The sequence below is a fragment of the Candidatus Pantoea deserta genome, from assembly GCF_003813865.1.
In the GTDB taxonomy this organism is placed as follows: domain Bacteria; phylum Pseudomonadota; class Gammaproteobacteria; order Enterobacterales; family Enterobacteriaceae; genus Pantoea; species Pantoea deserta.
In genome coordinates this window covers 1-13,767 of record NZ_RMVG01000037.1, presented here as the reverse complement: position 1 = coordinate 13,767, position 13,767 = coordinate 1, and the positions used below count along the sequence as shown (strand labels likewise).

Sequence of the window (13,767 nt, the reverse complement as noted above, 5' to 3'; positions counted from 1 at the left end):
TTTATTGCTCCGGCCGTTTCATAAAGAGTTGAAATAATATCCAACTCAGTCATTGCTCTGTCATTTATGTGGGTAGTTGCCAACTCCCATTTTCCATTTAGATGGGTATTAGAGAACGCACTGTCGATGCTGTTTTTCCATGTTATCCATTGTTTTGTAGGGAATTTTTCTTCAAGCCAGCAATGTATCTCTTCAGGTAATGCCATCACTTTCCCTAATTGAGATAAAAGCTGGCTGTCAGAGCAATTGTTCATGTTCAGCGCTTTCTTCCATACCTCTCTTTGGCTCACATGAATGGCTGAGCCCTTTGCGATTCTGAGAATTTCATACAGTCTTGATGCTGGATTATCACTAGTCATGTTTAAAGATTCCGTCATTTCATTTTTATGTTTATGTAGATCTTAGCATTCAAAATGTTAGATCGAACAGAGGATACTGAGCTGGCGCTCATCTTTGCAATCGAACAGTTGATAGAGCCGCCAGCCTAATATGGCAAAAGTAAATCAGGGAACGCACTGCTGGAAGAAGCTGAGAGCATCAAATCAAACGTTGTGAGCTGACAGCAGTTTGTTTATCTCCTTGCCCTTCCCTACCCGGAAATCAAATACGTGCGTACAGCCCTTTGCAGACAGAACGCGATAGAGCTCGTAGATAAGATCCCGGTTAGGCCCCTCGCCAATTTCAGCCTTTTCCAGCGCCAGCGGTGAGGCGCTAATGAATACTACATGGTGCGGACAATCAAGCTGCAGTACAGCATCAATCATGCCTTGAATCTGGCTGCGCTTATAGGTCGTGTCTTCATAGTTAAAGATAAACGGCGTTTTCCGGGAGCCCTGTTCGATCAGTACGCGCGCGAAGCCAAGTCGAGTATGCGGGTCACCACTACCTGTTACGTATACTTGAGCTGTTTCCATTCCGTCTAAGCACTCCATACAAGTTATGTTGATTCATACCCTGAGCTGGCGCGGGTAATAAACATTGTCACTAAGCGGTCAGTTTCATAAAGGCGTTCACTTTCATAAGGGACACCACTTTCATTCAGGTACGGCGGTTACTTTCATAAACCACGCCTTAAAGGTGGTCACTTTCATAAATTCTCGCTCTCCAAAAAGCCGCTTGAGCGGTTTTTGTGGAACACACCGTGCCCCGTAGAGCCTGTCTTATGAAAGCACCCTACCTTATCGGCACTGATTTATGAAAGTACCCTACTCTGCGAGGAGGTCTTATGAATGTACCCTACCCGGCGCAGCAGTCGTTATGAAAGTGACCGCCCTACCGTTATTATGAAAGTAACCGCTATTTTTTGGTCGCTCTTCCAATAGCCTGAAGTTTTGGCGAACGGCTATTGATAACAAACATGATTTCCCTGCCTTTTTTGTACTCGGTAAAGTCGAGATAGCCGATTCTTACCAGGTCAGCCAGCGCACGTCGAATAATGGCGTTCTGGTCTTTAATCTGCGATTCAAGCGCGAGACGTTCACGAAAGCGCTTCATCGAGATATACAGGGGGCCGGCAGGCATACTTTCCAGATACACATACAGGGACTGTGCCGCTTCTTTGCGGGACAGCTCTGAAAGAGCTTTCAGACCGAGCAAAACTTTATGGTCGTAGCGGTAAAGCTCCCACAAACTACTGTCGCCAACGATTTCAACCTGGTCGGTTTCATGATTAAGCACTGCTCGCTGAACAAGGTGAGTTACCAACGATTTTTTGGTATTTTTCCCACGAAAAGATAGGGTTACACTTGAAAGATTAAAAAGTGAATCGTGCAATCGTGCGCGGGCCCTTCCGTTAATATCAGTAGGCTTAAGGCCACACATCCGTGCAAACTCAGAGAACGGCAGCGTGATTTTCTCGCTGCTATAGCCGTACTTTGAAAAGGCAGAAATCACTCCGATCCATGTTTTAAAATCAGTGGACATGCTTAGCTTTGCCCCCTGAATTTTAATGTCGGTGTAACCTTCCTGCCTTGCCACTTCCAGACTTGATAGTTCTTCAGAAGCATCGATCAGGAAGTCACGTTTACCCTTTTCTTTAGGTGCAACAGGTGTGAAGACGCTGAGACGAAGTAGCGCGACAGGTTGAACGGACTTATTGCTGTTTGGTGTCAATTCATAACTTGTGTTGGACTCTTTTTTAATAATGCAAAAAGGACTCTCTATCTCGCTGTTTTCCTGTGCTTTTTCCATTTATCCACACCGAATGAGCAAATAATATCCAGATTTATGAAAGTAACCGCTTTAGGGTTATGAAAGTAACCGCCTATTTTATGAAAGTAAACGCTTTTATTATGAAAGTAACCGCTATACTTATGAAAGTGACCGCCCGAAGTGCTATTTTTTATTTATCTATCATAAGATTACGGAGGCGGAGAGCTTTATTGGCCTTTACTTGATCTCTATATGATCTAAAAGAATTGATCTATCTACTGAATATGTGGATAAAAATTTTCTAACTCTCTTAATTTTAAGGATATTGGAGCTGAGATGGCTTTTCAGAACCCGGCACAAAACTTTGCAGAACAGCGGCTCAATCTGGGCGATCTGGTCACACTATCTCCTCATTCCACGTTCCTTGTACGTAGCGACAGCAGTTATCCTGAAGCAGGAATTATGCAGGGCTCAGTTCTGGCCATCGATCGCGCGATTACCCCTCAACATCGACACATCATTGTCGCTGAAGTTGAAGGTGAACTCGTGCTTCGCAGACTTCTTATAAACCCCGTATCAGCGCTGCAAGAGCTGAGAGGAGATGAGACAATTACTCTGCTCGATGAAAGCCAGGAACTGCCTGTCTGGGGCGTTGTAGCCTATGCGCTTACCGATGTCGCAGGACTGGGATTCCATCATCCGCCAGATGAATGACCCAGATAAGCTATGGGGTGTATAAGCTGTAATGAGCGAGAACAGCCGGAGTTTAAAAAATGTTCGCACTGGCCGATGCCAATAATTTCTATGCATCCTGCGAAACGGTGTTTCGACCCGATTTGCGAGGTAAACCCATATGCGTAGTGTCAAATAACGATGGCTGCGTGATTGCCCGTTCTGCAGAAGCCAAGCGCATGGGTATCAAAATGGGCGCCCCGCTGTTTAAAAATGAGCGCTACTTTCGGGAGAATGGCGTTCATATCTTCAGCTCTAACTACGCTTTATATGGCGACATGTCCGCCAGAATGATGGCCATCTTGGGTGAAATGGCACCAGGCCAGGAAATTTACTCGATAGATGAAAGCTTTCTGGATGTCAGTGGCATTTCTTCGTATATGCCACTGGAAGACTTTGGCCTGCAGATGCGGAATCGAGTGAAGAAAGAAATTGGACTAACGATCGGCGTTGGTTTTGGCCCTTCAAAGACACTGGCTAAGCTCGCTAATTTTGCTGCTAAGAAATGGACGCGTACAGGTGGTATCGTCGATTTAACCAGCCCGGAGCGCCAGAGAAAATTACTCGCACTGGTTAGCGTTGATGACATCTGGGGGATCGGTGGCAGGCTGAGTAAGCGACTGCATACGATGGGGATTAGTACAGCGCTCCAGCTGGCTGACAGTAACATCAGCATGATTCGGAAAAGCTTCGATGTGATAGTTGAGCGTACGGTTCGCGAACTTAACGGTGAATCCTGTCTGGCACTTGAAGATGCTCCACCGCCAAAGCAGCAGATTGTTGTGAGCCGCAGTTTTGGACAGCGTGTAACCAGTATCGAAGACCTGCAGCAGGCTGTCGTAACGTACGCCACGCGTGCCAGTGAAAAGCTCAGAGAACAGGGCTCAAAGTGTCAGCACGTCAGTGTGTCAGTCAATACAGGGCGATACGGGAACGAACCACAGTATGCCAACTCAGCGGCTATGACGTGCGAATATCCAACCAGTGACACCCGGGACATTATCGGCCTGGCATTGCGTGCTCTCGATGCAATATGGCGCGACGGTTACCGGTACGCAAAAGCGGGCGTCACCCTGGGGGATTTTTACCAGTCAGGTGTCGCACAGCTGGACATGTTCAGTCAGCAGCTGCCGCGCGCAAACGCGGATGCTCTGATGTCTGCTGTAGATCAGATAAACCGTTCGGGGCTGGGTAAGGTGTGGTTTGCAGGACAGGGAACAGACAACGTATGGAAAATGAAACGCGAAATGCTTTCTCCACGTTACACCACCTGCCTGAGCGAAACTTTGCGAGTAAAATAACGTGTGTGCCCACAGGTAAAATGCAAAAGGAACTAAATGATGACTGAACGCAGCGAGAACAATATAGCCCGGCGATCGACTGAGGAGCGTGAACGGGTCAATATTGATCTGGCTGCTTCCGGCATTGCATATAAAGAGCGCATGAATATGCCGGTGCTGGCTGCTGAAGTTGAACGTCAGCAGCCAGAACAGTGGCGCGAATACTTCCGTGAACGACTGACTTTTTACAGGAATGCTGCACTACAGTTCCCTCGCGGGAATGATCCTGTTTATGCAAAGCCGGAAGCTGATAAATAGGCTTTTTAACCTTTAACCGGAAACGCTGGAATGTTACTTAAGGCATCAGCTTTATGTGCATCCCAGCTCCACCAGTTACCCTCCCCGTACTCTTCACGATAATGCTCAAGCTTCACAGCTTTACGTTCGAGATAATCTGATGTGTTCATGCCGAACACTTCAAGCGGCACGATCTCTCGGCCAGGCACGTCTTTCAGCAGGAAATCAGGAAACACATCTGCCTCACCGTCATAGCGCAGAGGCTTAATGAACTGACGTTTTTCCTGCCAGAGCTTTTCCTCAATGACGCCTTCCCATGACGAATCGAGAGGAATAAATCTGGGGCTGACTGTCATCAGCGCCGCATCGATGACTGTACAGGTGTTGTATGGAACAGGTTTGCCGTCACGCTGCCTGAATTTTTTTACCGGCGGATCGGTTTCAGCTATCAGCATAACTTTTTGCCCGCGGCGCCAGTCGCCCAGCTCGCGAGAAAAGCTCCGGTTAAGCCGGCTGATTAAATCTGCCGGCACATCAAGAGATGGAAAGCCTGCTGCCTCAGCGAGCGGAAGCGCGCCGTTCAGGCAGCCCTCTTCCTCAGTTTTGCATGACTTCAGGCTGGTAATCATTACGAGACGCTTGTTTAACGCAGCTGCCGCGTCAATAGTTGCCCAGTTGTTCCTGATCTCCTGCGTACCGGGTCGCGCCATTATGACCAGAACAGATTTCAGAAGAGTTTTCCCAATGGTGATTTTTTCTGCAACCTGCTTCAGGCGCCATGCAGCCCAGGCATTATCGCGGGTACGCTTGTCAAAATTAGGATGCCAGTGATTAATTTCAGCCTGTTCCCACATGAAGTGAAGCAGGCCAAGAAGACGCATAGCTGGCTGTCGTTTGCGTTTTCCTTCTGCTCTTGTATCTGTTGGCTGCTCCGTCGCATCGCGCTCCGTAGCCGCTTTTTTTTGTAGCCCGGTAGGTAATTTGATACGGAAATGACCAGGAGAGACGGCCTTTACCACGTCTGAGGTGTAAATCTCACTCTGCTTTTCATCTGCCCATACAGAATAGAAACGGCAGTCAGATGCGTGTTCTGAACCACTGTAGGACCAGCGAGCCAGCCAGTAATTATCATGCGTGGAGGAATAGCAGGCTTTAAGGCGGCGGCGGTTTTCACCTTCGCCGTCCTTCATGCACTGGCAGGTAATCAGCGTCGTCGCTTTGTTCTGTCGTGCAAACCGGATGTAGTGTTTGAATGTCTCTGCATGATCCTTCTGAAATGCGGCATCACACTCAACGGTTTTTACCTGTCCCGTGAAGCAGACAGGATATGTTTTGATGTCTGACATATTTGCGTCCTCTCTGAGTCATGGCGTAGCGATAGAGCGTTCATCAGGTAAATCCTGATCGCCTGCCATTCCGTTTATTTAATTCCGTTTTACGCGGCGTCACCGCCAGGCCGGGACGCTTTAATCCTGAGTATGGTTTGCCGCGTAGTCTCAAATTTACGCGCTATCGCACTGATGCTTTCACCTGTATCAATTCGCGCAAGAACCTCAAGCTTCTGTTCATCGTTAAGCGCAGGAGGACGGCCAAATCTCTTTCCGGACGCTTTTGCCCTGGCGATGCCTGCATGGGTACGCTCAAGGAGCAAATCACGCTCAAACTCAGCGACAGCTGAGATCACCTGCATCGTCATTTTGCCGGCCGGACTGGTCAGGTCTACTCCACCAAGCGCGAGGCAGTGCACACGAATTTCTGATGCAGCAAGAAGCTCGACAGTTTTTCTGATGTCCATTGCATTACGTCCGAGGCGATCGAGCTTTGTCACAATCAGGACGTCACCATTTTCCATCCTGTCGAGTAGTCGCATAAACCCGGGGCGTTCGGCAGCTGCAACCGAGCCACTGACGTATTCCTCTATCAGACGTTGGGGGCGAATAGCAAAACCAGCAGCCTCGATCTCTCGACGCTGGTTTTCGGTGTTCTGTTCTAGGGTTGAAACCCTGCAGTAAGCAAAAACTCGTGACATGGGGTTACTACGTGTACTAAATAGGTGTACTTATTGTAACCCATGTACGAATTCAAAAACACTGACTTCCGTACATATGTTGTGATGGGTGTCCGAAAACGACCGTTTACGGACAGGGGATTGAATGTGGCTTAAGTTTACATTCTGGTACTATTAAGTTGTTAATAGTTAAGGTGATAAGCAATTTGTAAAGCGAAGATAAAAAAACCGCCTGCATGGAGGCGGTTTTTGAAGGGATGGCCCAAACAAGTCCGGGACTAAGCCACAGGCGAGCAAGTAAGGGCCGTTTTTTTCAGTTTCCTCAACCGCCACTAGGGCCATTAAGGTTGATTAGGTTACTATATGAATTATAACACCCTTAAGAAAGGAAGCAAAGAGGATGAGAGTAGACCCCCGCTTAAGTTATGCTGATCGCGATAACCTGACACAAAGACAGCTTTTTTTTATTGAATGTTGGGGAAGCCTTTCTCACAAAGAAAGTAGTGACACTGACAGGGTCAGCTTTAATAATATTCTCAACGCTATAAATGAATTACTTGATCTTATCAAGCAGGGCAATAAATTTAAGGGGCCAGAAAAGCGAGTCAGGGCTTCTGAAGAATTACTTGAAATTCTTAAGGATGATCCTGCGCTTCAGCAAAATCTATGCGGAGAACTGCCTCTCCAAATAAAGAAAATGCTGGATTCTAAAAATGCATGGTCGGATAAAAGTCGTAGTCCTGTTGAGAAGTTACAGGGGCTAATGAAAAGTCTTTTTATTGAACTTCGTCAAACTATACAGGCTGAATATCTTAAGGTTAGCATAAAGTTACTTTCCGAAAGTATTAATAAAGATTCTCCCGTCACAGACGAAGATTATTCTCTCATTTCTAAAATCTGCAATAATATGATGAGCGTATTGCTAACACTTGGGATGCCATTATCCGAGTGCTATTTAATTTATGTGCGATCATTACAGAAAACAGATGCATCTTTTGAAGAAAGATTCGAATCTTGGGCTAATAAAGTAAACGTTAAAAAGCAGGTATACCTTGTCAAGCTTCGCCTTGAAAGTGATAGGTTATATGACATGCTATCAACTACTGATAATGGATTGAAATTTAATGGTTGCCATTATACGCCTGAAATACAAAAAGATAAAAAAGGTGCGCTCGTTAAAATAGAAGTAAAAACTATTTCTGTGCTCGCCGCAAGAAGTAAGGCTGACTTTATTCTTAAAGATTCACTTGATGTAGTAAGTTATATGGCAGGGAATAGTCAGATAGATATTAGGAATAGATTCTTTGTTTCATATTATTTTCCAGATGGAAGCGGAAGAAGTTCAGCAGCTATCAATGGCTTTTCAAATGAAATTTTAACAAATAGTGATCGTTTAACTATGACTGAGTTCTCTCACTTCATGAAGGCAATTACTAGCCTGTATACTAAAGCTACGCCTGAATCAGTAAAAAAAATTAGCTCAGCCTTTCATTTCCTACGCAATGGCCTTGTTAATACTAAAACTCAAGAAAATAAATTCACATCACTATGGTCTGCGCTTGAAGCCCTGACGTTAAATGTTTCGTCTAAACAGATGGAACATGATGAACATGTAGTATTTACCGCTGCTCCATGTATGGGTTTGGATTACATTACAAAACAGTTAATTTCTATTCGTGGTGTCGCTTCTGCACTTGATATTTCTTTTGAGCACGCTGGTAATCAAATAGTTATAGATAGTAGCCTATCTCTACTGGCCTTATACGAGCACTTGAAGTCTCCTGAGTTTGTTAGAAGTTTTGACGAGGCTTTGAGTAAGTATCCGTATGCTGCGTTTATGCTAAGGAAATTTTCTTCTCTCTGTCAGGTTCCGCGCCATCTGGGATGCAAGATAATACAGCATAGTAAAAAGGTGGAATTGCATATTTACCGCTTATATATTTTGCGAAATGCAATTATTCATAATGCGGATTCCAGTCCTTTTTTTGAATTCTTGAATGCGAATTTGGTGCATTACCTCCGTGGTAGTATTAATGCTATGTATTATACGGCAGAGATGCTGGATATTGTTAGCTCCCCGGAAGAGGCATTTCAGCGCTATCTGCATTTTTATAATTTACTGGTTAATGAATTAGAACCCACTTTTGGATTTGAGCCGGCTGAACACAGAGGAATAGAAAGTTATATCACGCAGGGGCATATTACCCCTTCAGATGAGAAGTTGAAAGAGTGGCTAAACTTGCATCACTAATTTATTAAATTTATTTCATGTTAAGAAAATGCACCACAAGTAATATTGGTAAGCTAATATTACTTGTCGTGAATTAATAAAATCCACTCGATTTGTCCACTGCGATCTTCACTTTCCTTCCTCTACATGTTTTAGATCCGAATAACACTAACAATGTACATTAAAGGTATTGAACATTCTGCCGATATAAAGGTGAATCTTGATTCCCTTGTCAAGTAAAAATGAAGATACGGAGAGTTTTTTATGTTCTCAAAATTTCAGCTTAAAGGCGTAGCGGACGAACAACTCAATCTATATATGGATTGGCTCTTAGAAGTTATTGCGAGCAGTGAATTAGAAACAGACTTGAGCTATCCAAAAGGTGTAAACGAAACGTTTGGTGTCCTAAAGCAAAAAATGATGCGTCAGGAGTTAAAACGCCACAGCAGGGAGCTGCGGCGCGTGCTTGATGAAAAAAAGAGACGGCTTAACTGGTGGTGTCACTAACGTCAGGCAGCTTTTGCACTCAAATGATCACTTATGGCCTTAATATCATTGTCTGAATAGCTTGCAGTTAGTTCTATAAACGCTATTCCTGCGCTGGCGCATGCCTCACGTTTGACCGCATCGCGTACGACAGCATCGCCTTGGAAATGGCCGCTGCCATGATACTCAACAACGGCTATCGGCTGCCCTGACCAGTCTATGATCACAAAATCTGCCCGCTTGCTGTTAATCGCCAGATAAGCCTGTTTGTCATCTGAGCCCAGAATCTCACCGAGTGATACCTGAGAGAATACGCGATAGCCACGGTGTGAAGTTGAGAGCAGCTTTTCGAGCTTGCAGAATACGCTGTACTCACTTTTATTCATCAGAGGACGCTTGCGGAAATCGCCGCTTCTGACGGCATTCAGTTGTCGCTCAGCCGTAGTTTCTTCCCGCGTATATTCAGGCGTTGGTCTGTGATCCTGCCACTCCGGTTTCTGAGTCGGTGATGGCTGGTAATGCCCTTTCTTACTTTTTTTCTTCCCTCGGACCGCCAGAAAAATCACGACCACAATGGCAATCAAAAGCCAGTTAGATATATCCATGAGCGATCTTCCCTCCTTAAAAGTGGTGCCGGGTATCATGACAAGACCTGCTATTTTTTCAAACAAAACCTGCCCACTCCCTGCCCTTCTCTTCTGAGACTACTAATCTGATGCGCCAATCCAAAGCGGATAAGGTTATATAATACAGTAACTTAAAATATACTTGTATATACATAAGCATATACATTATTGATTTTTTTGGGGTTAACCTGCCATAACCCGGCAAAGACTCATAAGCAGACATGTATATGCTTGTGTATATACATTGACATGACGCAGGATGCATGTAGTATGCATATACCTTTGTATATACATGGCGGTCTAAAATGAAGAAGCCCTACATTATTTCTTTTGCGAACAGCAAAGGCGGTGTTGCTAAAACAACAAGCTGTATTGCAGTTGGATGCGCGCTGGCTTCAGCTGGCTATAAGACCTTACTGGTTGACCTGGACCATCAGGGAAACCTTAGTGACGACGTGGGACGTGGTGACGAAGATTATACAATCACCGATCTTTTTGAAGACCCTAAGTTCGATACGAATAAACTCGTTTATACCGCCCTCGATGGGGAAACCGTTATTCCTAACCTTGATGTTATCCCCGCTGATATAACCCTCGCAGTTGAGGCGCGCAGCGCCGAACGTTTCCGTCACCGGCTCAATATTCTGGATGAAGGTCTGGCAAGGCTCAAAACCATTTACGACTTCATACTGATTGACCTGCGGCCAGCCATCGATCTCAGCATCGAAAACGCGCTGCTGATAACAGATAAAATTGTTGTGCCGGTAGACATGGATCGCAGGGCGGTAAAAGGCATTGATGACCTTTTTCAGGTTGTTCGCGAAGTAAGGCGTAATGACGATTTTGTATATACACTTGTAAAGACAAAAGTTAACGAGTCTCACTCTAAAATGAAAAAAGCCATTGATGGGTACATCAATGAAGCGGGCTACAAAGTTGCGAATACTGAAATACGCCAGAGTGAGCTATTCAAACAAGCAACTGAGGTGCATCGTCCCGTTATGATGTTCGCCAGAAATGAACGCCCTTACCGGGATTACAAAGCCTTCACGCAGGAGTTGCTGCAGCAGATTGAGGAGGCCGCAAGTGGCAAGAAGTGATCGTATAGCGAAAGGGGTTACGCGCGTTACTGAGCGCAGAAATATCACCACCGGAAAGCAGATGAACCTTCGCCTTACTGGTCTGGATGACGATGCGCTATCCATTCTTGTAGAAAAAATACAGGAAAGGCTGCCTAACAAAAACATCACGCGGTCGCGTGTAGTCCGGGCCGCCTGCTATATAGAAGATGATAAGTTGATCGATAAGCTGGCTCAGCTTCTCGTTGAAAATACCTGATTTGTATATACATAATATAAGCTTTATGTATATACTTTTGTATATACATAAATGAAGCGTAATGCCTATACTTTTGTATAGGCATTATTGTATTGTTAGGTAACGAAGAGGCTAATGATTAACAATTTAGTGTATATATATTTGTATATACAAAAACGCTTTGTAATCAGCCCTGCAGCTGAATCTCAGATTATTTTTGCGACCGGTAATTCTTTCCAGTTCGTCGTCCAGGCTTTACTCAGCATCTCCCGCTTCATCTTCCAGTCAGGGTCGATACCTTTACCCGCAAAGCCTATGCTATAGCGCCCGGAGCGATTCATTGAATCCATCAGGCTCATCAGCGCTTCACTGCCGGCGCGCGGCGCCTCATCGTCAAACAGGTTGAGCTGCGCCACGCCGTTCGGCCGCAGCTCGCTCAACATGATGCCGGCTTTCGCATAGCGAAAACCCGGGCGCCAGATCGCGTCCAGGGATTTCACCGCTGCCTCGATGATATTACGTGTGTCCTGCGTGCCAACGCGCAATTTAACGAACGCCGTATTACCGTAGCCAGGCTGTCCGGTGTCGAAAGGGGAAGTGCGGATAAAAACGGAGATGTGGTGGCAGAACTGCCGATCCTCACGAAGCTTTTCCGCCACGCGTTCAGCATACGCGCAGACGGACTGTCGCATCGCGTCATATTCCGTGATGCGCTCGCCGAAGCTGCGGCTCACGACAATCTGCTGTTTGGGCGGGGGCGCATCCTCCATCGGGATGCAGGATTCGCCGTTAAGCTCGCGTACCGTTCGCTCCAGTACCACACCGAAATTCTTGCGGATGAAAGAAGGGGAGGTGCGTGCCAGGTCAAGCGCCGTTGTCACGCCGAGCAGCTGCAGGCGTTTTTCAAGCCGGGAACCTACGCCCCAGAGTTCACCCACGGGCTGTCGGGATAGCAGCGTTTCGGTCCGCCTCGGATTCCCCGGCGTGAGCGCCAGCACCCCGCCAAACTGGGGCCATTCCTTTCCGGCCCACTGTGCCGACTTCGCCAGGGTCTTCGTTGGACCAAGTCCGACGCCGACGGTCAGGCCTGTGCAGGCCCTGACGTGCGCCCGGATCATGCGGCCAAAGTCCTCGTACGGCATAGCCATTTCCATACCCGTGCAGTCACAGAACCCTTCGTCAACCGAATACACCTCCAGACGCGGCACCATCTCCTCGATGCAGGACATGACCCGTGTACTCATTGAGTGGTACAAGGCGTAATTGCTTGAGAAAATATGAATCTTTTCAGGGAAATGCTGGTTCTTTATTTTGAACCACGGGTCACCCATTTTCACATACTTTTTGGCTTCCTTACTGCGCGCGATAACGCAGCCGTCGTTATTCGACAGGATGGCCACCGGCGCATTTTTCAGGTCGGGCCGGAAGACCTTCTCCGCGCTGGCGTAAAAGCTGTTTACGTCAATCAGGCCAAACATGTCAGTTCCTCTTGCGTGGGGTATGCACGAAGTGCACCACTACGCCGAAGATCTCAAGCGTGTCCGGGTCCGGAATGATAACGGGATAGGCGGGATTCATGGGCTGCAGAACGGGCCCCTTCGGCGTAAGCAAAAGGCGCTTTACCGTGAACTCACCGTAAAGCTCGGCGATAACCACGTCGTTGTGCTCCGGCGTCAGGGAGCGATCGACGATAAGCAGGTCGCCGTCATAAAGGCCGACGTCCTGCATGCTGTTGCCCTGCGCGCGCAGGAAAAAGGTGCTTGCCCTGTGGGCTATAAGATATTCGTTTAAATCAAGCTCCTGCTCCGCATAATCCTGACAGGGTGAGGGAAACCCGCAGGGCACACGTTCCAGGAAAAGAGGCCTGAAGCTGGGCGGCGGATTGTCCGCCGGGTGCATCAACTCAAAGGCGTTAAACATAGCAAAATCCCTGTTAAAGCGCTGTATGTATTTACAGTAGTATTATCTGGCTTGCCGGCCTGCGCAAGACACGGAAAATCATCAGCGCGCGGGAATAAAAGAAGGCCATTGATTTATATATATTTATAGCAAAATGAATGGTTAATATTTAATCGATCGGGTGCAGGCTTCAGCTGGCAAGGCCTGAAGCAGATTACCCACAGGTTTATGCGCCAGTTTTACAGGACAGATGTGGATAAGGGCCCCCTTCGGCTCCCCGGCGTTGCCGCGTCGTCAAGCCTTACTGCGCTAACCGGCAGAGCTGGTAAGCTCCGCCGAATCCCTTCGGGTTTCGGGCCTGACGGCTAGAGTCTGATGGCTTAACCCAAATCGGCCTGGCGCTCCTCTGAAAAACCCGCTGCGGCTTTTTTAAACGTAGCCGCAGGCGTATGATTACTGTTCGTTTTCAGGGATCTTTCGCATAAGGACTATGTTTTGAAATCCATACCTCTCCCGTATTTATTCAAATTCTTCCTCCGGTATCGCTCCTGCGCGCTGAGGACAGACTTCTGACGGCCACGTCTGGCCACCTTACAGCTTAAAAAAACGGCAGGGCCACAGCCGGACCTGCAGCCAGCCCGTGGGCTGGCGCGAACCGCGTCGGCACAGATCCGCCGCCGCTCTGAGGCGCAACGCCGTTTCGCTGCCGCTCAGCCGCCGTTGCCGCTGCATCGTGCTGTT

General features: G+C 47.1%; 14 protein-coding genes and 1 pseudogene. 7 read left to right on the top strand and 8 right to left on the bottom strand.

Going from position 1 to position 13,767, the window contains the following annotated elements; genetic code table 11:
• The 3 genes and pseudogenes from BBB56_RS22950 to BBB56_RS22940 all read right to left on the bottom strand — a co-directional run.
• Positions 1 to 359: pseudogene (locus tag BBB56_RS22950) on the bottom strand (hypothetical protein); the annotation flags it as partial.
• A 183-nt stretch (positions 360 to 542) separates the two neighbouring features.
• Positions 543 to 914, bottom strand: coding sequence for a hypothetical protein (locus tag BBB56_RS22945; protein WP_123803206.1), 372 nt, complete (start codon positions 912 to 914; stop codon positions 543 to 545).
• 382 nt (positions 915 to 1,296) lie between these two features.
• Positions 1,297 to 2,190 (bottom strand): RepB family plasmid replication initiator protein, encoded by an 894-nt coding sequence (locus tag BBB56_RS22940; RefSeq protein WP_123803205.1) that lies wholly within the window; start codon positions 2,188 to 2,190, stop codon positions 1,297 to 1,299.
• Between the two features lie 297 nt (positions 2,191 to 2,487).
• Here BBB56_RS22940 and BBB56_RS22935 point away from each other — a divergent pair, with 297 nt between their 5' ends.
• Genes BBB56_RS22935 through BBB56_RS22925 form a run of 3 tightly spaced genes read left to right on the top strand, consistent with a single transcriptional unit; the run spans position 2,488 to position 4,481 of the window.
• Positions 2,488 to 2,865, top strand: coding sequence for a S24 family peptidase (locus BBB56_RS22935; protein WP_123803204.1), 378 nt, complete (start codon positions 2,488 to 2,490; stop codon positions 2,863 to 2,865).
• 59 nt (positions 2,866 to 2,924) lie between these two features.
• On the top strand, positions 2,925 to 4,184 hold the full coding sequence (gene umuC, locus BBB56_RS22930) for a translesion error-prone DNA polymerase V subunit UmuC (protein ID WP_123803203.1): 1,260 nt from the start codon (positions 2,925 to 2,927) through the stop codon (positions 4,182 to 4,184).
• A gap of 39 nt (positions 4,185 to 4,223) precedes the next feature.
• A complete protein-coding gene (locus BBB56_RS22925) occupies positions 4,224 to 4,481 on the top strand; it encodes a DNA polymerase III subunit theta (protein ID WP_123803207.1) in 258 nt (85 codons plus the stop codon).
• Positions 4,482 to 4,486: 5 nt separating this feature from the next.
• Here the strand turns inward: BBB56_RS22925 and BBB56_RS22920 are convergent, their stop codons facing one another.
• Positions 4,487 to 5,806 (bottom strand): DUF1173 family protein, encoded by a 1,320-nt coding sequence (locus BBB56_RS22920; RefSeq protein WP_123803202.1) that lies wholly within the window; start codon positions 5,804 to 5,806, stop codon positions 4,487 to 4,489.
• Between the two features lie 89 nt (positions 5,807 to 5,895).
• Positions 5,896 to 6,489 carry a recombinase family protein gene (locus tag BBB56_RS22915; protein WP_123803201.1) on the bottom strand — a complete coding sequence of 198 codons (594 nt, stop codon included), beginning with the start codon at positions 6,487 to 6,489 and terminating at the stop codon, positions 5,896 to 5,898.
• 379 nt (positions 6,490 to 6,868) lie between these two features.
• Between BBB56_RS22915 and BBB56_RS22910 the strand changes: the two genes are divergently transcribed.
• Together BBB56_RS22910 and BBB56_RS22905 are read left to right on the top strand one after the other, a co-directional pair.
• Positions 6,869 to 8,719, top strand: coding sequence for a hypothetical protein (locus BBB56_RS22910; protein WP_123803200.1), 1,851 nt, complete (start codon positions 6,869 to 6,871; stop codon positions 8,717 to 8,719).
• Between the two features lie 243 nt (positions 8,720 to 8,962).
• Positions 8,963 to 9,205 carry a hypothetical protein gene (locus BBB56_RS22905; protein ID WP_123803199.1) on the top strand — a complete coding sequence of 81 codons (243 nt, stop codon included), beginning with the start codon at positions 8,963 to 8,965 and terminating at the stop codon, positions 9,203 to 9,205.
• Positions 9,206 to 9,207: 2 nt separating this feature from the next.
• Here BBB56_RS22905 and BBB56_RS22900 read toward each other — a convergent pair whose 3' ends face one another.
• The gene (locus BBB56_RS22900; RefSeq protein WP_123803198.1) at positions 9,208 to 9,855 is read right to left on the bottom strand and encodes a DUF2726 domain-containing protein; all 648 of its coding nucleotides are present in this window, start codon (positions 9,853 to 9,855) and stop codon (positions 9,208 to 9,210) included.
• 260 nt (positions 9,856 to 10,115) lie between these two features.
• On the opposite strand from BBB56_RS22900, the gene BBB56_RS22895 reads away from it, so the two are divergent.
• Together BBB56_RS22895 and BBB56_RS22890 are read left to right on the top strand one after the other, a co-directional pair.
• Positions 10,116 to 10,910 (top strand): ParA family protein, encoded by a 795-nt coding sequence (locus BBB56_RS22895; protein ID WP_123803197.1) that lies wholly within the window; start codon positions 10,116 to 10,118, stop codon positions 10,908 to 10,910.
• The gene (locus BBB56_RS22890) at positions 10,897 to 11,148 is read left to right on the top strand and encodes a hypothetical protein (RefSeq protein WP_123803196.1); all 252 of its coding nucleotides are present in this window, start codon (positions 10,897 to 10,899) and stop codon (positions 11,146 to 11,148) included. The genes BBB56_RS22895 and BBB56_RS22890 overlap by 14 nt, the downstream gene beginning before the upstream one ends.
• 185 nt (positions 11,149 to 11,333) lie before the next feature.
• Here the strand turns inward: BBB56_RS22890 and umuC (BBB56_RS22885) are convergent, their stop codons facing one another.
• Positions 11,334 to 12,605: a translesion error-prone DNA polymerase V subunit UmuC gene (umuC, locus tag BBB56_RS22885; protein ID WP_123803195.1), complete on the bottom strand. Its 1,272-nt coding sequence runs from the start codon at positions 12,603 to 12,605 to the stop codon at positions 11,334 to 11,336.
• A gap of 1 nt (position 12,606) precedes the next feature.
• Positions 12,607 to 13,047, bottom strand: coding sequence for a translesion error-prone DNA polymerase V autoproteolytic subunit (umuD, locus tag BBB56_RS22880; protein ID WP_009093276.1), 441 nt, complete (start codon positions 13,045 to 13,047; stop codon positions 12,607 to 12,609).
• Positions 13,048 to 13,767 lie beyond the last annotated feature (720 nt).

Bases quoted from the DNA above. Each gene is read 5' to 3' on its own strand.
- BBB56_RS22945 (WP_123803206.1), bottom strand. From the start codon at position 914: ATGGAAACAGCTCAAGTATACGTAACAGGTAGTGGTGACCCGCATACT.
- BBB56_RS22940 (WP_123803205.1), bottom strand. From the start codon at position 2,190: ATGGAAAAAGCACAGGAAAACAGCGAGATAGAGAGTCCTTTTTGCATT.
- BBB56_RS22935 (WP_123803204.1), top strand. From the start codon at position 2,488: ATGGCTTTTCAGAACCCGGCACAAAACTTTGCAGAACAGCGGCTCAAT.
- umuC (WP_123803203.1), top strand. From the start codon at position 2,925: ATGTTCGCACTGGCCGATGCCAATAATTTCTATGCATCCTGCGAAACG.
- BBB56_RS22925 (WP_123803207.1), top strand. From the start codon at position 4,224: ATGACTGAACGCAGCGAGAACAATATAGCCCGGCGATCGACTGAGGAG.
- BBB56_RS22920 (WP_123803202.1), bottom strand. From the start codon at position 5,806: ATGTCAGACATCAAAACATATCCTGTCTGCTTCACGGGACAGGTAAAA.
- BBB56_RS22915 (WP_123803201.1), bottom strand. From the start codon at position 6,489: ATGTCACGAGTTTTTGCTTACTGCAGGGTTTCAACCCTAGAACAGAAC.
- BBB56_RS22910 (WP_123803200.1), top strand. From the start codon at position 6,869: ATGAGAGTAGACCCCCGCTTAAGTTATGCTGATCGCGATAACCTGACA.
- BBB56_RS22905 (WP_123803199.1), top strand. From the start codon at position 8,963: ATGTTCTCAAAATTTCAGCTTAAAGGCGTAGCGGACGAACAACTCAAT.
- BBB56_RS22895 (WP_123803197.1), top strand. From the start codon at position 10,116: ATGAAGAAGCCCTACATTATTTCTTTTGCGAACAGCAAAGGCGGTGTT.
- umuC (WP_123803195.1), bottom strand. From the start codon at position 12,605: ATGTTTGGCCTGATTGACGTAAACAGCTTTTACGCCAGCGCGGAGAAG.
- umuD (WP_009093276.1), bottom strand. From the start codon at position 13,047: ATGTTTAACGCCTTTGAGTTGATGCACCCGGCGGACAATCCGCCGCCC.